Genomic DNA, 24,998 nt, shown 5'->3' on the forward strand with positions numbered 1-24,998 from the left:
GGGTGTTGGCCAACAGGTGTTGGCTCAGCCCTTCGTGGCCCCGGCCGCGATGCCGGTGACCAGCGAGCGCTGGAGGAGCAGGTAGACGACCAGGCTGGGGACGAGCGCGATGACGGCGCCGGCCAGCACCACCCCTGAGCCGACCTCGGGGTCGGTGCGCAGGATCGACAGGGCGACGGTGACCGTGTAGTCGGTGGGGTCCTTCGCGGCGATCAGCGGCAGCAGGTACTGGTCCCAGATCATGATGAAGCCGAGGACGCCGGCCACGCCGAGCGCGGGCTTGCACAGCGGCAGCACGACCTGCCACAGCATCCGCAACTCGCCCACACCGTCCAGCCGGGCGGCCTCCTCGATCTCCACCGGGATGTCCCGCATGAACTCGGTCAGCAGCATCACCGAGAATCCCCAGGCACCGACCGGCAGGATCACGCCCCAGGCGGTGCCCTTCAGGTCGACGCCGACCAGCGGGACATCGCCGAGGACGAGGGACAGCGGGATGGCGATGACTTCCTCGGGGAGCATCATCGTGAGCATGAACAGCGTCAGGACGAGGGCCCGTCCGCGGAACCGGTGCCGGGCCAGCGCGTAGGCGGCGAGGACGGAGACGGTCAGCTGGAGCAGCAGGCCGCCGCCCGCTATGACGAGCGAGTTGGTGAAGTAGTCCCAGATGCCGCGGTCGCCGGCCACCCGCATGTTCGTGAGGCCGGCGTCGTGCGGATAGAAGGAGAGCACCGAGCCGCGCGCGTCGTCGTCGAAGGCGCCGGAGACGATGGTCAGGAACGGCGCCGCGAAGACCCCGAGCGCGATCAGGCAGAGCAGGACGCGCAGCGCGAGGCCGAGACCCGGCCGGTCGCTCCAGCCGAGCGCGGTGTCGAAACGGGCGGGGGTGGTGCGGGCCGCCTTCGCCGTACGGCGGGACGCGGAACCGGAGGTCTTGCCGGGTGCCTGGACCGGAACCGGGTCGATGGTGGGTGCGCTCATCGCACGTCTCCCCTCTTGCGCAGCTGGTTGACGGTCACGGTGAGCACGAGTGTCACGCCGAGCAGGACGACCGAGGCGGCGGAGGCGCCGCCGATGTCGTTGCGGGTGAAGCCGAGCGTGAAGGCCCGGGTCATCCAGACCTCGGTGGATCCGGCGGGACCGCCGCCGGTGAGGACGTACACCTCGGTGAAGACGCGCAGGCCGCGGATCGCGGCGAGGGTGAGGACGATGCCGAGTGCCGGGCGGATGGCGGGCAGTGTGACGTAGCGCAGCCGCTGCCACAGGGAGACACCGTCCATCGCGGCGGCCTCGTACAACGAACGGTCCACACCGGCGAGTCCGGCGAGGATGATCACCATGTTGTACGGGGCGGTGATCCAGATACTCATGGCCATCACCGACCACAGGGCGGTGTCCGGGTTGTCGAGGAACGGCACGGGACCGATGCCGACGAGGCCGAGAGTGCTGTTGATGAGACCGTCGGACGTCGGGTAGTACATCAGCCGCCACATCTCGCCGACGACCGCGGTGGCGGTGACGACGGGCAGGAAGACCGCGGTGCGGATGAACTTGAGGGAGCGGGTCTGCCCTTCAAGGAGCAGGGCGAGGCCGAAGCCGACGACGATGGCACCCAGGGACATGCCGACGCCGAGGAGCAGGGTGTGGCCGATCGCGTCCTGGAAGCGTTGGTCGGTCAGGACCCGGGTGTAGTTGTCGAGCCCGACCCACTTGTCGCCGAGGAAGGGCCGTACCTCGAAGAAGCTGAGCCAGACGCCCTTGCCCATGGGCACGAACTTGAAGACGAGGGCGAGGAGCAGGCCCGGGGCGAGGAACACCCAGGGAAGCAGGGCTTTCCCGGTGCGGACTCCGCGCCGCCGAGGGGCTGTGGTCACGGTTGCGGTCATGGCATCAGGTCCTGGTCCTTGAGGTCACCGGCGAGGGTGTCGTTCAGTTCCCTGAGGCCGGCGCCGACGTCACTGCCGCAGTACGTGAACAGCGCGTTGAGACTGTCGGCGGTGTCCTGCTTGATCGGGGCGAAGTCCGGGGCGTTGGGGAACTGCTCGGAGTCCTCGCGGTACGCCTTCTGCACCACGCTCCAGCGGGCGTCGCCGCGCACCTTCGCCGCGTCCAGCGTGGAGTTGACGGGGATCCGCACGACGGGCTGGTGGTCGCCGGTCATGGCGAGCTGCTGCGCCTCGGATGAGACGAGGAAGGAGGCGAGGGCCTGTTCCTGCTTCGCCTTGCCGGTCTTGGCGCCGAAGTAGATGTTCTCGCCGTCGGCCAGCACGGTGGAGCCCGCGGGCCCCGCGGGGGCGGGCAGGACCTCGTACTTGTCCTTGCCGAGCGCGGCGTCGAACGTGGCGATGTTGTAGGGGCCGGTGAGGTACATACCGGCGTTGCCGTCCTGGAAGTTGGTGGCGGTGGAGGTGACGGAGGTCAGCGCGGCGGGCTGTACGACAGCGTTGTCACCGCAGAAGAGGTTGTCCTTCAGCCAGGTGACGGTACGTACGGCGGCCGCCGAGTCGGCGACGGGACGGTAGCCGCCGTCGCCGTCGGGCTCGATGATCTCGGCGCCGCCCTGCCAGAGGTAACTGGAGCCCCACCAGGCGGCATAGGCGTTCTGGGCACTGCCAGGGACGACCATGCCGTACGTGTTCTTCTTGCCGTCCCCGTCGGGGTCGCGGGTGGCGAATGCCTTGGCGAGCGTGAGCATGTCCTGCCAGGTCTTCGGCTGCGGCAGGCCGACCTTCTCGCGCCAGTCCTTGCGCACGAACAGGGTCACGGCCTGCCTCGAGTACGGGACGCCGTAGTGCTTGCCGTCGAGACCCACGGTGGAGGACCAGGTCTTGGCATCGATCTGCCGGTGCCCGGCGATCGATTCGGGGTCGATGGCCTTCAGCAGACCCTGGCGCTGGTAACTGCCCATCAGCGCGGTGTCGTTGATCATGACGTCCGGCAGGTCCTTGGTGGAGGCCCGGCTCTGCAACTGCTGGTCGAAGTTGATGACCGGCTGGTAGTCGACCTTGATGCCGGTCCTCTTGGTGAAGGCGGCGAACACCGGCTTGTACGTGGCGGCCGCGTCCGGGTTGCTCCGGGTCCAGACCTCAAGCGTGTTCGGGTCGCCGCTGCCTGCGGTGTCGGATCCGGAGCCGCAGGCGGCCGTTCCGAACAGGAGCCCCGCGGTGGCGAGTGCGGCGGCCAGGCGGCGGCGCCGTCGACGGTCACCCATGGGCACACTCCGTTCACGTTCATGTCCATGAACTCTCTTCATGGATCTAAATACGCGCCTGCCAGCTAAGAATCGTTTCAGCCGTATGTCAAGACATGGATTGGAGTTTTCACCGTCGTCACACACAGCCCCGGAATTCGGCCACTCGGCCGGGCGGGACCGGTCCGGGCGAGGCGAGGCGAGGCGAGGCGAGGCGAGGCGAGGCGAGGGCATGCTCCGGCCTCACGGGGGTACCGCAACAGCCCGGCAGCGAGCCGGCGTACGACATGGCGGACCGGAACCGAGGACGGACGCGGGGTGCAGACGATGAAGTTCGGAGTGTCCACGTTCCTGACCGACGAGGGGATCGGGCCCGCCGCCCTGGGCCCGGCTCTGGAGGCGCGGGGCGCGGCCGCCGCAGCCACCCGTGAGCTGCTGCTGGGTACCGGGATCGCGCTGGTGATTCAGCGGGACCCGATCATCACCGCGAAGGAAGTGGCCATGCTGGATCTGGTCTCCGGTGGCCGTGCCGTCTTCGGGGTCGGGGCGGGCTGGAACCGCGAGGAGACGCGCAACCACGGAACCGACCCGGCCGGCCGTGGCCGGCTCATGGACGAACGGATGCGCGCGATCATCCGGCTGTGGACGCACCCCAAGGAACTGGCCGGCCAGATCGACCGTATGCGGCAGGTGGCCGGTGAGCGGCCCGGTGTGGTCGCGTACGGGCGCCCCGCACGACCGGGAGGCGCTCGACACCTACGCGCAACTCGGCGTCGAGCACGTCGTGTTCCACCTGCCGACCCGGCCGGAGGACCAGACGCTGAGCACGCTCGACGAGCTGGCCGAGGCCGCGTCCGAGTACCGCTGACGGAGACCGTCCGGCAGAGTGGACAGGTCTGACAGCGACAAGAACAGGATCAGGACCAGGACCAGGGAATCGCCGGGGAATCGGAGCTCGCTGTGCCGGACATGGACGAGGACGAGGCGCGACGCCGGTTCGTGGCGGCCCGCGTGGCCCGGCTGGCGACAGTGGACGCCGAGGGGCGGCCCCACCTGGTGCCGATCGTGTTCGCGCGGCACGACGACGTGATCGTCACGGCCGTCGACTGGAAGCCCAAGACCACCCCGCACGTGAAGCGGCTGCGCAACATCGCCGTCCACCCGTCCGTCAGCCTCCTCGTGGACGCGTACGACGAGGACTGGGACCGGCTGTGGTGGGTCCGCGCGGACGGCGACGCCCGTATCGTCCCGCCCGACGAACCGGCCGTGCAGGACGAGTACGCCACGGCGATCGCCCTGCTGCGCGAAAAGTACGCGCCTTACCGTCGGCAGCCCCCGGGAGGCCCGGTGATCGCGGTCACCGTCCGGCGGTGGCTCGGCTGGCGGGGCGGCGCCTCGCCGGCTCCGGGCCTGTGAGAACCGCGTTTTCCCGCATGCGAGCGCGGCACCCGCAGTCCCTGCGGAGACGTGAGTCCCCCACCGGGACGGACCCTGTTGGCGAATCCGGTCGGCAGCCCCCGACCCGGGCACCGGGCACCGGGGATTCGCCAACAGCGTCCGGGACGGGCGGGGCCACGCGTTTCGGGGCCTCGGCCCGGGTACTCGACCTGGGCCGGTCGTGCCCTCGGACGAGACCGGGGCGGTCGTTCCCCGCTGGACGTCCGGAAGGCGACGGGCTCGCCGACCGCCGCGTTCTCCCGATGCCGAGCACACGAACACCGAGCCGATCGACAGGGCCCGAACCGTGGCCTCCCACCGGGGCGAGGCCCGTGGCGCGGCGGTTCTCCGCCCGGCGAGCCAGGCATTCGCCGAAGGTACCGGCGTGGGCCTTGAGAGGCCGCAAGCACAGAAAGAAAGCCGTGAGTCATGAACGCGACCAATCCGGATCCGGATCCCCGCACCACCCCTGGTCTCGAACCCGGCGGAGGCGTGCCGCCGGGAGAGACCCCGCCCGCGGAGGGGAGCACGCCATGGGCCGGACCCGAGGAGACGTACAACCCTGCCAAGGGCTGGGCCAAGGCCCCGCTGGCTCTGATCATCATCGTCGTGCTGCTCTGCGCGGTGGGCCTCATCGCCTTCGCGGTGGCGCTGTGAGAGCAGCGGCACCCTGAGACCGGGCCCGGCTGCCCGCGCGCCGGACCCGCCCGCTTGTCCTCTCCGGCGCCCACTGGCCATGGGTGAACCCCATGGCGACGAAGACCGTCCCAACCCCGACAGGGACTTTCAGACAGCGTCGAGCGCTCGGCCTTCGTACGCCGCCCGCAGCACTCCCCGTGCCCCGTCCAGCGTGACCTCGCGCGGATTGGCGTACGCCTGCCCCGCCGCCTGTTCGGCCGCGACTGTCAAATCGTCCTCGGCCAGGCCGAGTTCGGCGAGTGAGCGAGGTGCGCCGAAGCGGCCGGCCAGGGTCCGGAGAGCCCCCGGGGCGTTGTCGGTGCCGAGGGCGCGGCCGAGGACGCGCATCGCTTCGGGGGCGGTCGGCGCGTTGTACGCGAGGGCGTACGGGAGGACCACCGTGTGTGTCTCGGCGTGTGGCAGGCCGAAGGTGCCGCCCAGGACATGGCACAGCTTGTGGTGCAGGCCCATGGTGGTCGCGCCCAGGCAGGAGCCGCAGAGCCAGGCCGCGTAGAGGGCGCGGCCGCGGGCCTCCAACCCCTCCGGTTCGGCGGCGACCTCCGGGAGTGCCGAGACCATGGCGCGTACGCCCTCTTCGGCCATCAACGAGACGAGTGGCGAGGCGTCCGGGGCGTACAGCGCCTCCACCGCGTGCGCGACGGCGTTGATTCCGCTGGTGACGGAGAGGGCGACGGGCATGGAGAGCGTGAGCTCCGGGTCGTACACCACACTGCGCGGCAGGACCGACGGATCACGACTGGTGCGCTTCCTGCCGTCCTCGGTGAGGCCCCACACGGGGGTCATCTCGGAGCCGGAGTACGTGGAGGGCACGGCGATCAGCGGCAGGCCGGTGCGCAACGCGATCGCCTTGCCGAGGCCGATCGCCGAACCCCCGCCGACCGCGACACATCCGTCGGCGCCGACCGTGCGCGCCACCTCGACGGCCCGGTCGGCGACCTCTGCCGGGACATGCATACGGGCTTCGGTGTGCAGCCCCGCGCACAGCGGGCCCAGCGAGTCGGCGACCGCCCGCGCGGTGTCCGAGCCGCGCCTCCCGGACACCACCAACAGCCGCCGCAGTCCGAGCCGTTGGGCCTCGTCCGCGGTCGCGGTCACCGAGGCTCCGGGGCGGAAGACGACCCGCATGGGCTGTGCCTCGTACGAGAAATTCATGGCGCTCACAGGGTTCATGCGGCGGGACCCGGGGTCAGTACGAGGTCGAAGCGGGCCTGCCGGAAGGGGTTCGGGATGCCGAACTCCCTTGCCAGGGACGGGTCGTCGGTCTCGGCGAAGTCCTGGACCAGGCTGCTCTTCACCGCGAAGACCGCGTCCGAGTCCAGATAGTCGCTGCCCGCCACGAAGATGTGCGTGGTGACCGGGGTGTGCCCCTCGGCCGTGGCGATGAAGTGGATGTGCGCGGGCCGGTAGGGATGCCGGCCGGTGGCGCGGAGCAGTTCGCCGACCGGGCCGTCGGTCGGGATGGGGTACGGACTCGGGACGCAGCTGCGGAACCAGAAGCGGCCCTCGGCGTCCGTCGTGAAGAGGCCGCGTCCGTTGCCCGCCGGCTGGACGTCCGGCCGCTGCACGTCGTAGAAGCCGTGCGCGTCGGCCTGCCACACGTCGAGGACCGCGCCGGGCAGCGGTGTGCCGTCCTCGGCGAGCACCCGGCCGCTGACCACGCACGGCTCGCCGCTGCCCACCAGGTCGATGTCCGCGCCGAGTTCACGGACCGGCGACTCGGTCATGTGGAAGGGGCCGAGGACGGTCGACTCCGTCGCGCCCGCACCGCGCTGGGCGTTCAGCGTCTCGACCAGCATCGACAGCCCGAGCACGTCCGACAGGAGGATGAACTCCTGCCGGGTGTCGGTGCACTGCTGCCCCGTAGCCGTCAGGAATCCGATCGCCCGCTCCCACTCCTCCTGGGTGAGCCGCGTCTCCCGCGCGAAGTCGTGCAGATGCCGGATCAGCCCGACGAGCAACTCGCGCAACCGCGGATCGGTACCCGCACCGAGACTCCCAACAGCCTCCTCGGTGACCGCGGCCCCGTCGGCATCGATGGTCATAACGACTCCTGTTCCTACCGGGTCCCGCTTTCAAACAATCACTGTCAGCGCCCCTGCAAGGGGCGCGGGGAACTGCGCGACCAGCCACAGTCAGCCCGCACGAACACGCGACCCGCAGCCCCCGCACCCCAACCGCGCAACCAGGGGAGCTACCGTCCGAGGATCCGCCGCAGCGCCCCGGTCAGCAACCGCTCGGCGTCCTCCGTCGCCGTCGCATGCCGGAAGGCGACATACCCGTCCGGGCGTACGAGAAGAGCGCCCGAGTCGGCGATCTCGCTGAGCCGCGCCCAGTCGCCGTACGGGTCCTCGTACTGCTGCCCGGGGCCGATGACGGCGGTGGCGACGTCCAGGTCCGCCGCCTCTGCCGCCCGTACCCAGCGCTCGCCGCCGATGCCGGTGAACAGCGTGAAGCGGCCCTGCCCCGCTGCGTCGAGAGTGGACAGGGTCCTGGTCCCGGCCGTGATCCAGGCGTGCGGCAGCTTGGCGCCGGGCCGGGAGGTGGGCTGGTGGTACAGCTCGGGGTCGCGGTCGAAGCCGGGGTCGGGCGTGCCGTCGGGGACGACCGCGGCGGAGGCGTCGGCGGAATAGCGCTGGTTGAGGTCGACGCCGTGCGCGTTGAACTCGTACGCCTTGAAGGCGATCGCGTCGCGAAGCTTGGCGCGCTGCTTCTCGGCGGCCTCGGTGGCGTCCTTGCGGGCGGCGATGTTGGCCCACAACTGCTCGGGGGTCTGCGGGGAGAGCCCGTCCAGGGCCTCGAAGACGGGGGCGGTCTCGCCGATGGACTTGTTGGCGCGGGTGACGACCTGCCTGCCGATGGGGGCGCGCTCGGCGGTGTACGTGTCCAGCAGCTTCGGGGAGGCGGTGCCGTCGAGGACGTGCTTGAGCTTCCAGGCCAGGTTGTACGAGTCCTGGATGGAGGTGTTGGAGCCGAGGCCGTTGGACGGCGGGTGGCGGTGCGTGGCATCGCCGGCGCACAGGACGCGGCCGTTGGAGTAGGTCTCGGCGTACATCTCGTTGACCGTCCAGGCCGAGGAGGACTTGATGGTCACCGGAATCTCGTCGTCGCCGACGAGCCGGCGGACGATCGACTCCGCGTACTCGGTGGTGAGGTCCGGGGCGCCCGCGGTCACGTCGTATCCCCAGACGATCATCCACTCGTTCCACGGGCGGACGTTGCGGACGAGGCCGGCTCCGATGCCGCCGACGGTGGCCCCGGGGGCGAGGACCCAGTACAGCGTCGAGGGCCGGTGCGCGGTGTACTCGCTCAGGTCCGCGTCGAAGACGATGTTGATGCTGCCGGCCACGCCCATCTGACCGCCCATCGGCAGGCCCGCGTCCTCGGCGACCTTGGAGCGGCCGCCGTCGGCGCCGATCAGGTACTTGGCGCGGACGGTGTACTCGTCGCCGCGCAGCCGGTCCTCGACGGTGACGGTGACTCCGTCGGCGTCCTGGACGAAGGACTTGTAGACCGTGCTGAAGCGGAGGTTGGTGCCCCGCGCGACGGCGGCATCGACGAGAACCGGCTCCATCAGGTGCTGCGGCATGTCGCACATGCGGGTGGGGCTGGCGAGTTCGTGCGCGGCCTGGACGAGCGGGTCGTTGCCCCAGGAGCGGACGCGGCCCAGCTCCTCGCCGGCCAGACTGGTGCAGAAGGTGGTGTTGCCCATCAGGTGCTGGGGCGTGGCCTTCGCGATGACCTCCCGCTCGACGCCGAGGTCGCGCAGGACCTCCATCGTGCGCTGGTTGGTGATGTGGGCGCGGGGTGTGTCGGCGAGGCTCGCGTAGCGGGTGACCACGATGTTGGGCACGCCGTAGGTGCTCAGGGCCAAGGCGGCCGAGGCGCCCGCCGGGCCGCTGCCCACGATCAGTACGTCGGTCTCGACTACGGGCTCGACGGTGTGCACGACAGACGCTCCAGAGGATGAGAACAGCACCAACCAGTCATGATCATGGGGTGGTGCGCGGATGCGCGGGTGTCTCATTACGAGACAGTGGCAGGGGCGGAGGCAGGGGGCGGAACACACCTTCCGCGGGCCCATGTCGGTTCCGCCGGGGCGCCCGATACGGTGAGAGGCGTCGTGACCACCACCGAAGACTCCCCCGCCCGCCCCGCCCTTGCCCCGCTGCGTCAGGCACGCGAGCGGTTCCTGACAGGGCGCCCACTGCCCGACGGCGTACCGGACGAGGTCGTCGCCGCGTGGCGCCGTGCCCGCTTCTTCGGCGTGCCGCACGACCTGAGGGGACCCGCCAGGCCGCTACCGGCGGCGAAGTCGGCCCTGCTGTCCGCGGCGCGGCCCGTGCTCGAACGGCTCGCGCCCGCCCTCACCCCCGGGCAGTCGTCGCTCGTCCTCACCGACGAACGGCTGCGCGTGCTGTGGTCGGCCGGGAGCGCGCCCGTCAACGCGACATGCCGCGACCTCTCCGAGCAGGAGGTCGGACACAACAGCGCGGCCCTCGCCCTGCGTACACGCCGCCGCGCGGAGGTGCACGGCCCCGAGCACTTCCTCGACCTGTGGCAGGACGTCTCCGCCGTCAGCGTCCCGGTGTTGGCCCCGGAGAGCGGTCAGGTGCTGGGCACGGTGACCGTCGCCTCCGGCCTCCGCACCGGGTGTACGCCCCACCCCGGCGCCGCCCTCGCCGAGGCCACTGCGACGGCCGTCGAGGCAGAGCTGCTGGCACGGTCACGCACACCGGAGCGGGTGCTGCTCGACGCCTACCAGCGCGCCACCGCACGGCCGGGCGCGGCGGTTGTGGCCCTCGACAGGAGGAACCGGCTGCTGAGCGAGGCCGCGGCGGAAATGGTCTCGCCGGGGGCGATGGAACTGCTGGAGCGGAACGCTGCCGCGAGCGGTTGGGGTGAAGGCGCGGCGACGGGCTCGGACCGCGAGGAGGCGAACTCGGGTTGCGGGACGCCGGGGGCGCAGCCGTGCGGTTCGACCCGCGCGGGTGCGTACGACCTCGTGCTTCCCGACGGCGTCGGCACGGCGCACGTCACGCCGGTACGCCACCGGGGCACAGTCATCGGTGTGGTCGCCGTGCTCGAACCGCCCGTCGGCGGGACGACGCCGGCCACCGGGCCGCCGGCCGTCGCGCTCGCCGGGCGTTCGGTGCCCTGGCGGCATGCGACGACGCGCGCGACGGAGCTGGCTCGCTCCCGGGAGCCTCTGCTGCTGACCGGCGAGCGAGGGATCGGAAAGACGGCGCTGGCGCGGGAGTTGCTGACCCGGCGCGGGGACCGGGATCCGCTCGTCGTGGACGCGGCGGAGGGACCGGTCGACAAACTCGGCGCCTGGGCCGGGGCGTTGGCGGAGGACCGCGTGCTCCTGCTGCGCCATGCCGAGCGGCTCGCCCAGCCCGACGTCGCCGCCCTCAACGCCGCCCTCGAAGGGCATCCGAACGCACCTCTGCTCGTCACCTACACGCCCGGGACTCCCCCGGGACCCTGCCTCCAGCGTCTGCTCGACACACTCGCCGCGCGATCCGTGACTCTGCCGGCGCTGCGTGAACGCCCCGAGGACATCAAGGAGTTGCTCACGGAGCTGGCGCCGAAGCCGGTGCCGGGACGGCCTCCGCTCACCTGGACCCTGGACGCCCTGCGGGCCATGGAGCAGCACCCGTGGCCCGGGAACGTCACGGAACTCATCCACCTTGTACGGACGTTGGCCGAGCAGCGGCGGGCGGCGGGGCCGGTACGGCGGGCCGAACTGCCGGACCTCGTCCGGGAGGGGCCCGCGGCACGGCAGCTGAGCCCGATGGAGCACGCCGAGCGCACCGCCATCCTGGAGGCACTGCGCCGGCACGGCGGCAACAAGGCACGCGCGGCGGCGGCACTGGGAATCGCCCGCGCGACGCTGTACCGAAAACTGCGGGGTTACCGGAGCTGAAAGCTCCCGACGCCCGCACCTGCTGATGCTCACCGCCCCGCTGGGCCCAGCTCAGACAGTCGGCGCACCGGCTGCGCCGGAACCGGGTGCTGCTGGTGAGCGAGGCGTACGACATCGGGTACACCCCCGGTCACCGACGCCGAGGACGAGACACTCACACGGGCGCGACTGGTCCACATCGATCAGTACTACCTGCGGGTCGACACCATCGCCGCGGTGCGTACTCCCGGATCCCGGGACGGAATCGGAGCCTTTTGAGCCTGTTTCCGAGTGTTCACCAGCTGATTCCGGCCGCCACCGGCAGGTGGTCGCTGCCGGTGCCCGGCAACACCCACGAGCTCTCCGGCTCCACTCCCCTGACCAGGATCTGGTCGATCCGCGCCACCGGGAAAGACTCGGGCCAGGTGAAGCCGAAGCCGTCCCCGGCCGCGCTCTGGGCCGAGCGCAGTTGTGAGGTGAGGCCGGCGAAGGCGCGGTCGTCCATGGTGCCGTTCAGGTCGCCGAGCAGCACCACCCGCTCGTTCCGCTCGGCGGCGACGGCCTCGCCGAGCGCCTGCGCGTTTCTGTCCCGCGAGTCCGTCCGGAAGCCTTCCCTGGGATTCACCCGAGCCGACCCCAGGTGGGCCACATACACCGCCAGCGGACCCTGGTCCGTGGCCACCGTGGTGCGCAGCGCCCGGTTGTAGGCCAGCTTGACCTCGGCCGGCTTGGTGTCCCCCAGCGGCCCGACGTCCTGCTTGATGTCGACCGGCCGGGTGTCGGACAGCGGCAGCTTGCTCCACAGCCCGACCGTGCCCAGCACCGCGTGGTACGGGTACGCCTTCGCCAGCCCCTTCTCGTACGTACCCCTGGCCTGCTGGGTCAGCTCCTCCAGTGCCAGCACGTCCGCACCGGAGGCGGCCAGGTCGCGGGCGGTGCCGGCCGGGTCGGAGTTGTCGGCGCCGACGTTGTGGCTGACCACGGTGAGGTCGCCGCCCGGGTGGGACTTGTCGCCGAGCAGCCCGCCGAAGAGGTTCAGCCACACCGTGACCGGCAGCAGCAGCGCGGCCACCGCGGAGGCGGAGCGGCGCCACAGCGCCCCGGCCAGCAGCACCGGGACGAACAGGCCGAACCACGGCAGGAAGGTCTCCACCAGGCTGCCGAGGTTCCCGATCCGGTTCGGGATCTGCGCGTGCAGCAGCATGAGCAGGCCGAGCAGCAGCGCCAGTGCCGCGAGCACCGGGCCCCGCTTCCAGGGGCCCGGCCGGGCCCCGATTCGGATCACCCGGCGGATGTCCGCGCGCCAGGTACCGGGGCCGGTGTCCTGGTGGCCGGTGCCGGTGTCCCGGCGGCCTGCGCCGCCCTGTCCGGTCTCCGCCGCGTCCGCCGCGTCCGCCGTATCCGCCCTATCTGCCGTATCTGCCGTATCTGCCGTATCCGCCCTATCCGCCCTATCCGCCCTATCCGCCTGCGCCATCGTCGGTCCTCGCTCGCTGCCGGTCACTGCTGAATCCTCGGGTCCTCGGTGGGGTCGGCATACATGCGCGGGCAACCGCGATCGATCGCGTCGGCGCGCAGTTCGTAGTGCCAGGGTTCGTTCCGGTAGATCTGGCACAGCCCGTACCCGGCACCGTGCTCGGACAGCCACGCCGTCGCGTCGGAGCGCCCGATGTCGACCGCGTCCCCCGACACGTGAGGAGACGTCGCCGCGGTCGCCACCCACCGGGCGGCCTCGTCCTCGGACCCGTACTTGGAGACCGCCTCGCGAAGAAGCTGGTTCTGGTACTCCGGGGAACGCCAGCCGCTGTTGACGTGGAACTCGACTCCGTCGTCCTCGGCGGCCGTCGCGGCCCGGCGGAGTGCCTTGAGTAACTCTGGATCGAGGTTGGCCACGGCCGGAGTCGCGTCATCGAAGACCGTCACGCCGTCGGGGACGACACCATCGGCCTCGCCGAGCGCGGCACGGTGCTCACTGCGAAGAGTGTTCAAGGGTGATACGGCCGAGGAGGACGACGACTTCGACACCTGGTAGCCGAGGGCCGCGGTGATCACCGCCAATACGGCTATCAGGCCGACGCCGAGTAACTGGCGAATGCGGCGGGTCGGCGTTCGTGCCGATGGTGGGGTTCGAGTCATACCGCCAGTGAAGGCAGCGCGGTGTTGCCGGCACGTATGCGGTTTTCGATACGCCGACGATATGCGCCGGCTCGTAGCATCGAGAGCATGCGTGTGCTGATCGTCGAGGACGAGCCCTATCTGGCAGAGGCCATCCGCGATGGCCTGCGCCTGGAAGCGATCGCCACCGACATCGCCGGTGACGGCGACACCGCTCTGGAACTGCTGAACGTCAACACGTACGACATCGCCGTCCTCGACCGCGACATCCCCGGCCCTTCCGGCGACGAGATCGCCAAACGCATCGTCGCCTCCGGCAGCGGCATGCCGATCCTCATGCTCACCGCGGCCGACCGGCTCGACGACAAGGCCTCCGGGTTCGAACTCGGCGCCGACGACTACCTCACCAAGCCGTTCGAACTCCAGGAACTCGCGCTCAGGCTCAGAGCACTCGACCGCAGACGTGCTCATCACAGGCCTCCCGTGCGGGAGATCGCCGGTCTGCGGCTGGATCCGTTCCGCAGAGAGGTCTACCGGGACGGCCGCTACGTCGCGCTGACCCGGAAACAGTTCGCCGTGCTCGAAGTCCTCGTCGCTGCCGAAGGCGGTCTCGTCAGCGCCGAAGAGCTGCTGGAACGCGCGTGGGACGAGAACGCCAACCCGTTCACCAACGCCGTGCGCATCACCGTTTCGGCACTGCGCAAACGGCTCGGCGAACCCTGGCTGATCGTCACCGTGGCCGGCGTCGGCTACCGCATCGACACAGCACCCGGCACCGGACGCGCGGGAGGAGACCGTGGATAGGCAGCCTGGTCTGAGCGTTCGCGTCAGACTCACCCTCAGCTACGCGGGCTTCCTCATGATCGCCGGCGTCCTGCTGCTCGCGGCGGTGTGGGTGTTCCTCCTGCGTTACGTCCCCGATCGCGCGATGCTCACCAACGCCGATGCCGACAGCCTCACGCACGGTGTTTTCCCCGTCCGCTCCGCCCTCCTGGATGTCTTCGCTCCGAGAGCAGCCGCGGTACTGGTGTTCCTGCTGGTGTTCGGCCTCGTGGGAGGGTGGATCCTCGCCGGCCGGATGCTCGCCCCCCTGACCCACATCACCGACGCCACACGCATGGCCACGAACGGATCGTTCTCCCACCGAATCCGGCTACCGGGCCGCACGGACGAGTTCCGCGAACTCGCCGACGCCTTCGACACGATGCTCGCCCGGCTCGAAGCACACGTCGCCGAACAGCGGAGATTCGCGGCCAACGCCTCTCACGAGTTGCGCACACCGCTCGCGATCTCGAAGGCACTTCTCGACGTGGCCCGCACCGATCCGAACCACGACCCCGGCGAGGTCATCGACCGCCTCCACGCCGTCAACACCAGGGCGATCGACCTCACGGAAGCACTGCTCATCCTCAGCCGCGCCAACCAGCGGTCCTTCACCCGAGAACACGTCGACCTGTCCCTCACGGTGGAAGAAGCCACCGAGACGCTCCTCCCCCTCGCGGAAAAGCACGGCGTCACCATCGAGACCTGCGGCGACATCACCCCCACCATCGGATCGCAAGCCCTCCTGTTGCAGCTGACCACGAACCTCGTACACAACGCGATCGTCCACAACCTGCCCGAACAAGGCACCGTGTGGGTCAACACCGGCCTCCGCCCCGACCGTGTGGTGCTCACGGTCGAGAACACCGGCGAGAAGGTCACCCCGCAGATGGCCTCGGCACTCACCGAACCATTCCAGCGCGGCACCGAACGCATACACAACGACCACGCAGGAGTCGGCCTCGGCCTGGCAATCGTCAAAACCATCACCCACGCCCACGACGGAGTACTCACCCTCACCCCGCGCTCCGCCGGCGGGATCCGCATCACTGTGGAACTACCCGCGACATCCCCGAACACCGACGGGTGAGGAATCGGGTGTCGTCCCAGGTGGAGGCGGCTCCAGCACTACGGCCCACACGTCAGCGAGTCCGGGGTCCTCAGCGATCCGGATGACCGCGAGGACGATGTCCAGGCGATCTCTCATCGTGTCCGGCACGTCGATCGGCCGGCGAACACGCGACACCGCGACTGCGAGCCCTCAGTCCCGGGGCCGGTACCGGGGAGAAAGTTTGGAATTCCCGACCTCTCGTCGTCCGCCCATCCCACTGCTAGCCTCCGCTTCGGGAACCGGTTGCCGAAAGTGTTGCCGCACTTCCCAGGGGTGGGCGACCCCCGGACGGCGGACAAGTCGCCTCCGGGGCGGAACGAGAGGTCGAGGATGACGAGGAAGATCAGCGGTGACATCGCGGGCCGGCGCACGATCCGGGACGTGGCGGCCAAGGCCGGAGTGTCCGCGTCCACGGTGTCGCGGGTCCTCGCCGGGGACTACCCGGTGAGCACGTCCACCCGCACCCGCGTGATGCGGGCGGTCCGCGAACTGGACTACGTCGCCGACGCGCGCGCCAAGGCGATCGCCGGCGTCGGCACGCCGACGCTCGCGTTCGTCCTCGACGACATCACCGGCCCGTCGTTCGCGCACATGGCGCACGGTGTGGAACGCGAGGCGACCCGGCTCGGCCATCTCTGTCTGGTGTGCAGCACGGAGGGCGACGCCGAACACCAGCTGGAGTTCATCGAGATGATGCGCGCCCAGCGTGCGGCCGCCGTGATCCTGGTCGGCGGCACCGCGGACACGCCCGAGTACCGCGAGCGCATGGCCCGTATCGCCGACTCCCTGGCGTCCGCGGGATCACGACTCGTCCTCTGCGGCCGGCCGCCCCTGGACCCGGGCGCGCCCGTCACGGTCATCGAGTACGACAACGAGAGCGGGGCGTACGCACTCTGCGCCCACCTCCTGGCGCAGGGCCACCGGCGCGTCCTGTTCCTCGGCGGCAAGCCGTCCAACACCACGGCCCAGGGCCGCGAACAGGGCTACCTGGCCGCCCACCGCGCCCGCGGCGTCGAACCGGACCCGGACCTCCGCCTCTCCGGCGACTTCACCCGCGACTCGGGCCACCGTCTGATGCGCCAAGCCCTCGCCCAGGGCCTGGAGTTCACGGCGGTGATGGCCTCTACCGACATGGTGGCATCCGGTGCCCTCACGGCACTCCACGAGGCCGGCCTGTCCGTCCCGGGCGATGTCTCCCTCGCCGGTTACGACGACATCCCCTTCGCCCGGGACCTCCACCCGCCCCTCACCACGGTCCACGTCCCCTACGAGGAACTGGGCCGCCTGGCCGTCCGCACAGCCCTCAGCCGGGCACCGGACGCCCCGGACGAACACCTCCTCCTGGGTACGCACGTGGTGGTACGGGACTCGGTGGCACCGCCGGGAGGCACGGCCCGGTGACCGGGTGACACCGCCCACCCAGGCCTGGCCTCGCACGGCGTGCAAGCCGCCCGGAAACAACGAAGTAACCGGTAACCATGCAGCGTCGCGCCACCGGATCACGGCGGCCGCACATCCCCGCAGAAACACTGTTGCGTAAGCGGTTTCTCAGCCGATCCGAAATCTGCCGTCAATGTGCGCACCACTCGCCGGAACCCGCGCGATTGCCGCGTAGGCCGTCCTGACCTGCGCGGACAGTCCCACCTCTCAGCGCGCCCAAGGCGTCCCGTGCTCACCTCCTGGACAACTCGGCGCAACAATTTCGACTCGGCCTCTTGATACACGCCCGACAGTCCGCCTACTGTCCCCGGCAGCAACCGGTTTCTACGACTTCTGCTCGGCCATCCCCCACAGCCGCGAGCCGATGCTTCCGGCAGCCGTTCCTGGTCATCACCAAACCGCCGCCCCCCGATCCGAGAACGTCCTCCTCCCGAAGGATCACGGTCAGATGAACTCCACCAGCCCCCGCAGAAGAGTCGCCCGCACCGCCATAGCGGGCCTCGCGCTGACAGGTCTGCTCTCCGCGTGCGGCGGATCCGGCTCCGGGGACGACGAGTCCTCAGGGTCCTCCGGCCCGGTCACCCTCCCCTTCTGGGGCTGGGCCAACGGCCACGAGGCCCTCGTCAAGGCGTTCAACGCGAGCCACAAGGACATCGAGCTCAAGTACACCAAGGTCACCGACCAGCTGGCCATGCAGAAGCAGCTGACCAACGCCGTCAAGGCCGGCAACGCGCCCTGTCTGCTGCAGAACACCGCCGAGTACGTGACGACGTGGGTCTCGCAGGACGCGCTCGCCGACATCACCAAGTACGTCGAACCCAGCAAGGACGAGTTCAACGCCGGCGCCTGGGCCAGTGCCGGGGTGCAGGGCAAGATCTACGGCGTACCCACCAGCTCGGCGCCCGCCTTCACCATCTACCGCACCGACGTCTTCAAGAAGTACGGCCTGAAGCCGCCCACGACCTGGGACGAGTTCATCGCCGCCGGCAAGGAACTGAAGAAGCACGACATCGAGATCACCAACTACGCCGGTGAGGACCCGAGCACCCTGGAGGTGCTCGCCATGCAGGCCGGTGCGCACTGGTACTCCATCGACGGCGATGCCTGGAAGGTCGACTTCGAGGACGAGGGCAGCCTCAAGGCCGCGGAGGTGATCCAGGAGATCATCGACAACAACCTCAACTCCAAGCTCTCCTTCGCCGACTACGCGGCCGTGCAGCGCAACTACGACACCGGCGGCACGGTCACCCGGCAGATCTCCACCTGGCAGATGGCCGGCATGGTCCAGAACTTCACCAAGTCCCACGGCGACTGGGCACTGTCCCCGTGGCCGACGTTCAAGGGTGAGGCGGCCAAGACTCCGGCCGGGACCAACCAGAGCGGTGGCGTGACCCTGGTGACCAAGCAGTGCGAGAACCAGGAGCAGGCCGCCGAGGCCGCCCTGTGGATGTCCACCAACAGCGGCGCCGTCAAGACCATGGCCAGCCCGACCACCGGCAACGGCGTCATGCCGGCGCTGGCCGACAGCGACGCGTACGTCGCCGAGGCGATCTCCGACAAGCTGCTCGGCGAGAACTACGAGCCGGCCAAGAAGGTCGTGACGGACAGCCTGGGCACGGTCACCACCGACTGGGTCTACGGCCCGAACTGGACCGCGATGTTCACCGAGCTGCAGGCCGGCTGGGCCAAGGTCATGAACAAGGAGCAGAAGGTCACCGACCTGCTGGCGCACATGCAGGAATGGACGGTCGACGACCTGAAGTCCCGCGGCATCAGCGTGAAGAGCTGAGGCAACACCGCATGATCCGCTCCCAGCGCTGGAAGGGTGCCGCCTTCACGGTGCCCTTCCAGCTCGGTTTCGTCTTCCTCTATCTGGTGCCGATCGGCTATGCCGTCCACCAGTCCCTCTTCCTCCAGCAGCAGTCGGGCCTCGGCCTCGGCGGCGCGACGGAGAAGTTCGTCGGTCTGGACAACTACCAGCAGGGCCTCACCGACTCGGCGTTCATGAACTCCGTCCTGCGGGTGTTCCTGTTCGCCTGTGTCCAGATCCCGGTGATGCTCGCCATCAGCCTGCTGCTCGCCCTGTTCCTGGACGCGCTCACCTCACGGCAGGCCGGCCGGTTCCGCATCATGCTGCTGGTTCCGTACATGATCCCCGGGGTGGTCGCGGCCATCGTGTGGATCAACCTGTACAGCCCCGAGGTGGGCCCGCTGACGCCGCTGGGCGAGCTCTTCGGGTTCGACTGGAACTTCTTCGCGCCCTCGATGGTCTGGCCGTCGATCGGCAACCTGCTGACCTGGCACGGCATCGGCTACAACATGGTGATCATCTACTCGGCGCTCCAGGGGGTGCCCCGCGAGCTGTTCGAGGCGGCCCGGCTCGACGGTGCCTCCGAGTCGCGCATCGCGCTGAGCATCAAGATCCCGTACGTGCGCGGGGCGCTGGTACTGACCGGTCTGCTCTCGGTCATCCAGATGCTGCAGATCTTCAACGAGCCCGCGTTGTTCCGGAACGTCACGCCACAGACGGTCAATGACAGCTTCACCCCGATCATGATCATCTACAACCAGGCGTTCAACGCCGGCAACTACAACTACGCCGCGGCCCTGTCGGTGCTGCTCGCCCTCATCCTCGGCGTGGCCTCCTTCCTCTTCTACCGGCTGACTTCGAAGGAGGTCGACTGATGGCGCTGACGGAACACCGCAAGAACAGCACCGAGCGGCCCCCCGTCCCTCCCGTCCGGCGGCGGGCCCGTCCCGACGGCGGTTCGCGCGGGCGGGGCGGCCAGCGGTTCATCCTGGTCGGTCTGGCGCTGGCCAGTGCGTACAGCCTCTTCCCGGTGTACTGGCTGATCGTCGCCGCCACCAAGGACCGGACCGGGCTGTACCAGAGCAACGGCCTGTGGTTCTCCGGCATGCACCTGTGGGAGAACCTGCAGCAGGTGTTCACCTACGACGACGGCATCTTCCTGCGCTGGACCGCCAACTCGTTCCTGTACGCGGGCGTCGGCTCCCTCGGCGGCACCCTGCTCGCCCTCGCCACCGGCTACGGCCTCGCCCGCTTCGACTTCCCCGGACGCAGTGTGGTGTTCGCGTGCGTGGTGGGCTCGTTCCTGATCCCGATCGCCCTGCTGACGCTCCCGCTGTACCTGCTGTTCTCGGAGATCGGCCTGGTCGACACACCCTGGGCGATGCTGATCCCGTGCCTGATCAACCCGTTCAGCGTGTATCTGGCCAAGGTGTACACCGAGGCGACGATCCCGTTCGAACTCCTGGAGGCGGCCCGTATCGACGGGGCCGGCGAGCTGCGGATCTTCTTCAGCATCGTGCTGCGGATGATGACCACGGGCGGTGCCACGGTCTTCCTGCTCGCCTTCGTCAACACCTGGAACGCGTTCTTCCTGCCGCTGACGGTCCTGCGCGGCGAGGAGAACTGGACCCTCAACCTGGGCCTGTACAACTGGACCGGCCGACGGCTGGAGTCCGGCGTCGACCTGACCAGCCTGGTCCTGACCGGGGCGCTGCTGTCCATCGTGCCGATGGCGATCATGATGATCGCGATGCGCCGCTACTGGCGGTCGGGCGTCACCCTGGGAGCCCTCAAGTGATGACATGGGGCCGGTCCCCCTCCGGGGAAACCGGCCCCACCTTCGCTGACGCCTACTTGGCGTACGTCAGCGTGCCGAACCCGAGCTGGTCGAAACCGCCGCTGTTGGGCCCGTAGTCACCTCCGCCGCCCTCGGGCCGCACGCTCTCGGCCATGGCGGTGATGTACGGGACGGACAGCCCGCGCCGGCGGGCGTAGTGGTAGTGCAGGATGTCCCAGACCGGTCTGGCCTGCCCGCGGCCCGCCGAGGAGATGACGGTCTGGGACTGCTGGGCGCAGTTCTGTCCGGTGCCCCAGGTGTAGGTGGTGAAGGGGACGTTCTGGCCGAGGTTGTACTTGGCGACGTACTGGGCGGCCTTCATGAACCGGTTGTTGTCGTAGCCGTACAGGTCCTCGCCCTGGGACCAGGCCATTTCGCAGAAGGCGCCCAGCTGGCCGATGCCCATGACGGTGTGGCCCTGGTCGCGGCCGGACTCCTGGTACTGGGCGAGCCCTTCGCTGTCGTACAGGAAGGGCACGGCTTTCCTGATGGCGCCGTTTCCCGCGCCGTTCTTGAAGTAGTTGACCGCCTGGTCGTACTTGGCCCCGTCGTCGCACAGGATCCCGATCGCGAGGACCGAGTTCATGTTGCACAGGTCCCAGTTGGCCCAGTAGTTGGTGATGCAGGCGTCGTTGTGGTTGGTGAGGAACTGGTTGTTGAGCGGGTAGAAGACGTCGAGCATCATCCGCTTGAACCGGTCGAGGTCGAACCCGCTGTAGCCGCGCATGAGTTCGGCGGCGTTCGCGAACTGGTAGCCGTAGATCCCGGCGGCCAGGAAGCGGTCGGCGTTGCCCGTGACGGTGGTCAGGGTCGCCGACCAGGCGTTGAGGATCCGTACCGCCGCGTCGCCGTTGGCCGTCGTACCGGCGATCTTCCAGCGCAGGGCGTTCTGGTAGGCGGCGTGGATGTCGTTGTAGAGGAGGCCGTAGTTCTCGCCGGTGCCGCCACGGACGACGGTGGCCTGCGGGCGGGGCGTCCAGGTGGCGGCGGAGTGGGAGTTGGCGGTCAGCCGGTTCCAGCCGGCCAGCCACGGGTCGTCGCCCGCGGCGACCCGTACTTTGGCCCGGTTGAGTTCGCCGTAGGCGTGCACCATGCCGGGGTGGGTGAAGGTCGCCGGGGCGGCCCCGGCCGTGCCGCCGGTGAGGGCGGTGGCCGAGGCTCCGACGGCCAGCGCGGCGGTGAGACCGCCGGCGGTCCTCAGCAGACCGCGGCGGCTCAACTCGGTTGGGTTCTCCGGTGTGTTGTGGGGGGATGTGCGGCTCTTGCGGCTCATAGCTGTGCATCTCCAATCCATGAAGGATGGATCTAGGTGGGGGTGATGCTCACCTCGCTGAACTGCGTGGTGCAGCGGGCCAGGGGTGCGCGCGAGCACACCACGAGACCCACGTAATAGGGGGCGTCGCCGAAGCCGGGGATCTCTCCCGCGGCGAGGGGGGTCCAGCTGACGCCATCATCGGTGGAGACGGCTGCGGCGAAGGCAGTCCCGGTGCGCTTCAGCCGCAGCAGACAAGGGAGTTGGACGGAGCCGGTGCCGGTGGTGGTGAAGTCGGAGCGTCCCGCCACCGTCTTGCGCAGCATGAGCTGCGCGGTGGTTCCGCCGGTGACGATCGCCCCGGCCGCCTGGTCGAACGGTGACGGGGACTTGGCCATGAGCAGGCCCACCCGGTCGGCGGTCGCCCCCGCGCGGGAGAGGAGCCGGGCGGTGATCTCGCAGTCGCCGGTCACCGGGCGGCGCATGAACTGGCCGGTCATTCCCTGGTTGTTGACGCTCAGGTCGGTCCCCGCACCCCGCACGACGAAGGTGTCCCCGTCGGTACTCGTGATGCCGGGGGTGCGCACGGAGACCACGCCGTACGTTCCCAGGTCGCGCTCGTCCACGACCACGTCGCCGAGATCGCCGTACGTCCAGGGCGCGGGCGGGGGCGTACCGACCGTGAGGGTGAGGGTGCCGCTCGCGTCTCCGGCCGCGTTGCCCGCGGTGGTCGTGACGCTGAACTCGCCTGTCTCGTCCGGGATTCCGGAGATCAGCCCCGACCGGCGGTCGACACTCAGTCCCTTGGGCAGGCCGCGGGCGGAGAACCGTACGGGCTCGTGCGAAGCCCCGACCAGATGGCGGAAGGGCACACCGCGGTTGGCGAACGCGGCGGTCGCGGAGAGCGGCTCCGGCGTGGAAGGGCGCGGCATGACGGCGCTGTCCGGCGCCGAACTCGGGCCGTGTCCACGGGTGTTCGTCTTCGCGACGGCGTAGTGGTACGTGGTTCCGGGCGTCCCGGTCCCGTCCGCGTACCGCTGCCGGGTGCCGAACCCGACCGGGCCGACGTCGGTGGCGATCCTCTCGTACGGTCCGTCGGCACGTGTGGCCCGCAGCACCGTGTAGCGGGCCGAGAGGTCCGGGTCGGTCCAGGTCAGCTCGACGGCGTCGGCTCCGGTGGCGGCCTTCAGGTCGGTGGCGGTGCGGACGGGGCGGGGCACGGACCAGACCGGGCCGCCGGCCGATGTCACGCTGACGTTGTCGAAGGCTCCGGTGCCGGTCTCGGCGTACTCCTCGTCGACGCCCAGGCAGGAGGTGAGGACGAGCCCCGCGTACGCGGTTCGCCCCAACTCGACCTCGGTGGAGCCGACTTCGGTCCAGCGGACGCCGTCCGGTGAGATGGATCCGGTGCAGCGCCTGCCCTTCCGGGCCACCCGCACCCAGTACGGCGCCCGCAGCCGGTAGCCGTCTCCCGCGCCCTCCACGTACGGGGCTTCGAGCGGGGTCGCCGACTCCGGCAGGACGCCGAGGTCGGAGATCGGGAAGGACGCACCGGTGGTGATCGCCTGCTGCTGGGAGGGCGGTACGGGTGTGCCGCCGGTGCCGGAGGTCTTCGCGCCGGCCGTCGGGCGGGTGGTCCAGACACCGCTCCAGGTGTGCAGCGGCAGTCCCTGGATCAGCATCGAGGCATGCGGGGCGGCCGCGTCGAGGGAGCCGCGGACGGTGACGCCGACCTTGGAGTACTGCGAGCTGAGCGGCCATACGATGCGTGCGGTGACCGTGCCGTCGCCGCGCAGCGGCAGATGCGCCAGGCGGTAGGTGTCCGCGGTGCCGCCCGCCTCCAGCACGAAGCGCTCGCCGTCGAAGGCGGCGGAGCCCGGCACGCGTACGTCACCGACGTCCCGTGTCGACCAGGGCGCGGGAAGTCCGGCGGCCCCTGCCGCCCAGCCCGAACTACCGCTCTTGCCTTGGTCGTTGACGGCCGTGACGGTGTAGTAGTACGTCCGCCCTGCGCGTACGTCGCGGTCCGTGTACGGGGCCTTGTCGAGCCCGGACGCGAGTTGCTCGTACGGCCCCTCGGGCCTGGTGGAGCGGCGCAGCGTGTAGCCGCTCGCCCACGCGGACGGCAGCCAGGACACAGTGACACCGTTCTTGTCTCCGACGGCTGTGAGCCCGGCGGGAGCGGCGGGCGCCGTGGGAGAAACCTTCGCGTCGGCGTAGGTCAGGGTCCCCCAGCTCGGCAGATCGTCGTTGCTGCCCTCCACCACGCGGGTCCCGCCGGTGCCTCGGAAGAGGACATTGCGGGTGTAGGGGGCGTCGAGGCCGCGTACACCCGCGTAGTGCGCGTACGCCATCTCGTAGATCGGCGGGAGGTTGCCGCGGACCTTCTCCGAGACGGTCGTCTTGACGTACTTGCCGGTGCGGTCGAGGTCCGGGGTGAAGGGGACGTCGCCGCCGAGGTTGTAGCGGGCGGCGTACTCGACGTTCGCCAGCAGTCGGTTGCCGTCGAAGCCGTACAGGTCGACACCCTGGTTCCAGGCGACCTGGGCGGCGTCGGCGTGCAGGCCGACGGCGAGCTGTTCGTGGCCCTGGTCGCGGCCGCTCTCCTGGCCCTGGCCCGCGTCGGTGACGATGCGGTTGCGGACACTGCCGTTGCCCGCGCCGGCCGCGGCGAACCGCAGGGCGTCCTCGAACAGGGTGCGGTTCTCGCAGAACACCCCGATGGCGAGGATGGTTTGCAGGGCCGTCAGGTCCCAGTTCCCGTTGGCGTACAGCATGTAGCCGGACACTGCCGGATACCAGACGCGCAGGAAGGACTCCTCGCAGCGCGCGATGTCCGAGTCCGCCCATCCGTCGTAGTCGCTGTGCCGCAGCAGTTCGGCCGCGTTGGCGAACTTGAAGCCCTGGAGCCCGGCGCCGAGCGGACCGTCCGCACCGGTGACGCCGGTGAGGGAGGCCGACCAGGCGTTGAGGATGTCGCGTGCCTTGTCGGCGTGGGCCCGCTCCCCCGTCACGCACCACATCAGCGCGTTCTGGTAGGCGGCGGCCGAGTCGGCGACCGCCTGGTTCATGAAGTTGCTGGGCCCGCGGCCCCACGTGGTGATCTGGCCGGTGTTCTGGACGGTGTAGGTGGACTTGGAACGGGCGTGGGCCGCCATCGCGGCGAACCCGGAGGCGATCGGATCGCGGTTCTCCGCCACCGCGGACCGCATCCGGTCCAGGTCCTCGCGGGAGTGCAGGAGGCCGGGATGCGTGAAGGCGAACGTCGATTCGGTGGCCTGGGCCCAGGCGGGCGCGGCGGAGACGGACAGCAGTCCGCCTCCGGCCGCGGCCGCGAGTCCCGCCGCGCCGAGGAACGACCGCCGGCTGAGGGGAAGCAC

At 70.0% G+C, this 24,998-nt stretch carries 19 protein-coding genes and 1 pseudogene; 10 read left to right on the forward strand and 10 right to left on the reverse strand.

The features are described 5' to 3' along the window. Nucleotides 1–24 precede the first annotated feature (24 nt). From AB0I18_RS28520 to AB0I18_RS28530, 3 genes are read right to left on the reverse strand one after another with little or no spacing between them, the layout of a single operon-like run. Nucleotides 25–981: a carbohydrate ABC transporter permease gene (locus AB0I18_RS28520; RefSeq protein ID WP_363108453.1), complete on the reverse strand. Its 957-nt coding sequence runs from the start codon at nucleotides 979–981 to the stop codon at nucleotides 25–27. Beyond that, complete coding sequence (locus tag AB0I18_RS28525; RefSeq protein WP_363108454.1) at nucleotides 978–1,886, reverse strand: sugar ABC transporter permease; 909 nt, start codon at nucleotides 1,884–1,886, stop codon at nucleotides 978–980. Before AB0I18_RS28525 ends, AB0I18_RS28520 begins: the two co-directional genes overlap by 4 nt. Beyond that, nucleotides 1,883–3,211, reverse strand: coding sequence for a sugar ABC transporter substrate-binding protein (locus AB0I18_RS28530; protein WP_363108455.1), 1,329 nt, complete (start codon nucleotides 3,209–3,211; stop codon nucleotides 1,883–1,885). Before AB0I18_RS28530 ends, AB0I18_RS28525 begins: the two co-directional genes overlap by 4 nt. Nucleotides 3,212–3,517: 306 nt before the next feature. Here AB0I18_RS28530 and AB0I18_RS28535 point away from each other — a divergent pair. The 3 genes and pseudogenes from AB0I18_RS28535 to AB0I18_RS28545 all read left to right on the forward strand — a co-directional run bounded on the left by AB0I18_RS28535 (nucleotide 3,518) and on the right by AB0I18_RS28545 (nucleotide 5,284). Further along, nucleotides 3,518–4,058, forward strand: a pseudogene (locus AB0I18_RS28535) (LLM class flavin-dependent oxidoreductase). Between the two features lie 101 nt (nucleotides 4,059–4,159). Further along, nucleotides 4,160–4,606 (forward strand): TIGR03668 family PPOX class F420-dependent oxidoreductase, encoded by a 447-nt coding sequence (locus AB0I18_RS28540; RefSeq protein ID WP_363108481.1) that lies wholly within the window; start codon nucleotides 4,160–4,162, stop codon nucleotides 4,604–4,606. 450 nt (nucleotides 4,607–5,056) lie between these two features. After that, nucleotides 5,057–5,284 (forward strand): DUF6480 family protein, encoded by a 228-nt coding sequence (locus AB0I18_RS28545; RefSeq protein WP_363108456.1) that lies wholly within the window; start codon nucleotides 5,057–5,059, stop codon nucleotides 5,282–5,284. A 129-nt stretch (nucleotides 5,285–5,413) separates the two neighbouring features. Here the strand turns inward: AB0I18_RS28545 and AB0I18_RS28550 are convergent, their stop codons facing one another. From AB0I18_RS28550 to AB0I18_RS28560, 3 genes are all read right to left on the reverse strand, one after another. Continuing rightward, complete coding sequence (locus AB0I18_RS28550) at nucleotides 5,414–6,478, reverse strand: maleylacetate reductase (RefSeq protein WP_363108482.1); 1,065 nt, start codon at nucleotides 6,476–6,478, stop codon at nucleotides 5,414–5,416. Nucleotides 6,479–6,492: 14 nt separating this feature from the next. Continuing rightward, on the reverse strand, nucleotides 6,493–7,368 hold the full coding sequence (locus tag AB0I18_RS28555; RefSeq protein WP_363108457.1) for an intradiol ring-cleavage dioxygenase: 876 nt from the start codon (nucleotides 7,366–7,368) through the stop codon (nucleotides 6,493–6,495). Nucleotides 7,369–7,517: 149 nt separating this feature from the next. Further along, the gene (locus tag AB0I18_RS28560; RefSeq protein WP_363108458.1) at nucleotides 7,518–9,272 is read right to left on the reverse strand and encodes an FAD-dependent monooxygenase; all 1,755 of its coding nucleotides are present in this window, start codon (nucleotides 9,270–9,272) and stop codon (nucleotides 7,518–7,520) included. A 174-nt stretch (nucleotides 9,273–9,446) separates the two neighbouring features. Here AB0I18_RS28560 and AB0I18_RS28565 point away from each other — a divergent pair, with 174 nt between their 5' ends. Next, nucleotides 9,447–11,252, forward strand: coding sequence for a helix-turn-helix domain-containing protein (locus AB0I18_RS28565; RefSeq protein WP_363108459.1), 1,806 nt, complete (start codon nucleotides 9,447–9,449; stop codon nucleotides 11,250–11,252). A 274-nt stretch (nucleotides 11,253–11,526) separates the two neighbouring features. Here AB0I18_RS28565 and AB0I18_RS28570 read toward each other — a convergent pair whose 3' ends face one another. Together AB0I18_RS28570 and AB0I18_RS28575 are read right to left on the reverse strand one after the other, a co-directional pair. After that, nucleotides 11,527–12,708 carry an endonuclease/exonuclease/phosphatase family protein gene (locus AB0I18_RS28570; protein ID WP_363108460.1) on the reverse strand — a complete coding sequence of 394 codons (1,182 nt, stop codon included), beginning with the start codon at nucleotides 12,706–12,708 and terminating at the stop codon, nucleotides 11,527–11,529. A 23-nt stretch (nucleotides 12,709–12,731) separates the two neighbouring features. Continuing rightward, nucleotides 12,732–13,367, reverse strand: coding sequence for a M15 family metallopeptidase (locus AB0I18_RS28575; protein ID WP_363108461.1), 636 nt, complete (start codon nucleotides 13,365–13,367; stop codon nucleotides 12,732–12,734). A gap of 87 nt (nucleotides 13,368–13,454) precedes the next feature. On the opposite strand from AB0I18_RS28575, the gene AB0I18_RS28580 reads away from it, so the two are divergent. The 6 genes from AB0I18_RS28580 to AB0I18_RS28605 all read left to right on the forward strand — a co-directional run bounded on the left by AB0I18_RS28580 (nucleotide 13,455) and on the right by AB0I18_RS28605 (nucleotide 20,327). After that, entirely contained in the window at nucleotides 13,455–14,150 is a 696-nt protein-coding gene (locus AB0I18_RS28580; protein ID WP_363108462.1) for a response regulator transcription factor, read from the forward strand. Beyond that, nucleotides 14,143–15,258, forward strand: a complete 1,116-nt coding sequence (locus AB0I18_RS28585) for a HAMP domain-containing sensor histidine kinase (RefSeq protein WP_363108463.1) — start codon at nucleotides 14,143–14,145, stop codon at nucleotides 15,256–15,258. The genes AB0I18_RS28580 and AB0I18_RS28585 overlap by 8 nt, the downstream gene beginning before the upstream one ends. 351 nt (nucleotides 15,259–15,609) lie before the next feature. Further along, the gene (locus AB0I18_RS28590) at nucleotides 15,610–16,680 is read left to right on the forward strand and encodes a LacI family DNA-binding transcriptional regulator (RefSeq protein WP_363108464.1); all 1,071 of its coding nucleotides are present in this window, start codon (nucleotides 15,610–15,612) and stop codon (nucleotides 16,678–16,680) included. Nucleotides 16,681–17,167: 487 nt separating this feature from the next. Then, nucleotides 17,168–18,508, forward strand: a complete 1,341-nt coding sequence (locus AB0I18_RS28595; protein ID WP_363108465.1) for an extracellular solute-binding protein — start codon at nucleotides 17,168–17,170, stop codon at nucleotides 18,506–18,508. An 11-nt stretch (nucleotides 18,509–18,519) separates the two neighbouring features. Next, entirely contained in the window at nucleotides 18,520–19,404 is an 885-nt protein-coding gene (locus tag AB0I18_RS28600; protein ID WP_363108466.1) for a sugar ABC transporter permease, read from the forward strand. Beyond that, entirely contained in the window at nucleotides 19,404–20,327 is a 924-nt protein-coding gene (locus AB0I18_RS28605; RefSeq protein WP_363108467.1) for a carbohydrate ABC transporter permease, read from the forward strand. The genes AB0I18_RS28600 and AB0I18_RS28605 overlap by 1 nt, the downstream gene beginning before the upstream one ends. Nucleotides 20,328–20,379: 52 nt before the next feature. Here the strand turns inward: AB0I18_RS28605 and AB0I18_RS28610 are convergent, their stop codons facing one another. Together AB0I18_RS28610 and AB0I18_RS28615 are read right to left on the reverse strand one after the other, a co-directional pair. Then, on the reverse strand, nucleotides 20,380–21,639 hold the full coding sequence (locus AB0I18_RS28610; RefSeq protein ID WP_363108468.1) for an alginate lyase family protein: 1,260 nt from the start codon (nucleotides 21,637–21,639) through the stop codon (nucleotides 20,380–20,382). 32 nt (nucleotides 21,640–21,671) lie between these two features. Further along, a complete protein-coding gene (locus tag AB0I18_RS28615) occupies nucleotides 21,672–24,998 on the reverse strand; it encodes an alginate lyase family protein (RefSeq protein WP_363108469.1) in 3,327 nt (1,108 codons plus the stop codon).

This window comes from Streptomyces sp. NPDC050704 (genome assembly GCF_040654355.1).
GTDB lineage: Bacteria > Actinomycetota > Actinomycetes > Streptomycetales > Streptomycetaceae > Streptomyces.

Excerpts from the sequence above, each read along its gene's own strand:
- AB0I18_RS28520 (WP_363108453.1), bottom strand. The coding sequence starts at position 981 with ATGAGCGCACCCACCATCGACCCGGTTCCGGTCCAGGCACCCGGCAAG.
- AB0I18_RS28525 (WP_363108454.1), bottom strand. The coding sequence starts at position 1,886 with ATGACCGCAACCGTGACCACAGCCCCTCGGCGGCGCGGAGTCCGCACC.
- AB0I18_RS28530 (WP_363108455.1), bottom strand. The coding sequence starts at position 3,211 with ATGGGTGACCGTCGACGGCGCCGCCGCCTGGCCGCCGCACTCGCCACC.
- AB0I18_RS28540 (WP_363108481.1), top strand. The coding sequence starts at position 4,160 with ATGGACGAGGACGAGGCGCGACGCCGGTTCGTGGCGGCCCGCGTGGCC.
- AB0I18_RS28545 (WP_363108456.1), top strand. The coding sequence starts at position 5,057 with ATGAACGCGACCAATCCGGATCCGGATCCCCGCACCACCCCTGGTCTC.
- AB0I18_RS28550 (WP_363108482.1), bottom strand. The coding sequence starts at position 6,478 with ATGAATTTCTCGTACGAGGCACAGCCCATGCGGGTCGTCTTCCGCCCC.
- AB0I18_RS28555 (WP_363108457.1), bottom strand. The coding sequence starts at position 7,368 with ATGACCATCGATGCCGACGGGGCCGCGGTCACCGAGGAGGCTGTTGGG.
- AB0I18_RS28570 (WP_363108460.1), bottom strand. The coding sequence starts at position 12,708 with ATGGCGCAGGCGGATAGGGCGGATAGGGCGGATAGGGCGGATACGGCA.
- AB0I18_RS28575 (WP_363108461.1), bottom strand. The coding sequence starts at position 13,367 with ATGACTCGAACCCCACCATCGGCACGAACGCCGACCCGCCGCATTCGC.
- AB0I18_RS28580 (WP_363108462.1), top strand. The coding sequence starts at position 13,455 with ATGCGTGTGCTGATCGTCGAGGACGAGCCCTATCTGGCAGAGGCCATC.
- AB0I18_RS28590 (WP_363108464.1), top strand. The coding sequence starts at position 15,610 with ATGACGAGGAAGATCAGCGGTGACATCGCGGGCCGGCGCACGATCCGG.
- AB0I18_RS28595 (WP_363108465.1), top strand. The coding sequence starts at position 17,168 with ATGAACTCCACCAGCCCCCGCAGAAGAGTCGCCCGCACCGCCATAGCG.
- AB0I18_RS28600 (WP_363108466.1), top strand. The coding sequence starts at position 18,520 with ATGATCCGCTCCCAGCGCTGGAAGGGTGCCGCCTTCACGGTGCCCTTC.
- AB0I18_RS28605 (WP_363108467.1), top strand. The coding sequence starts at position 19,404 with ATGGCGCTGACGGAACACCGCAAGAACAGCACCGAGCGGCCCCCCGTC.
- AB0I18_RS28610 (WP_363108468.1), bottom strand. The coding sequence starts at position 21,639 with ATGAGCCGCAAGAGCCGCACATCCCCCCACAACACACCGGAGAACCCA.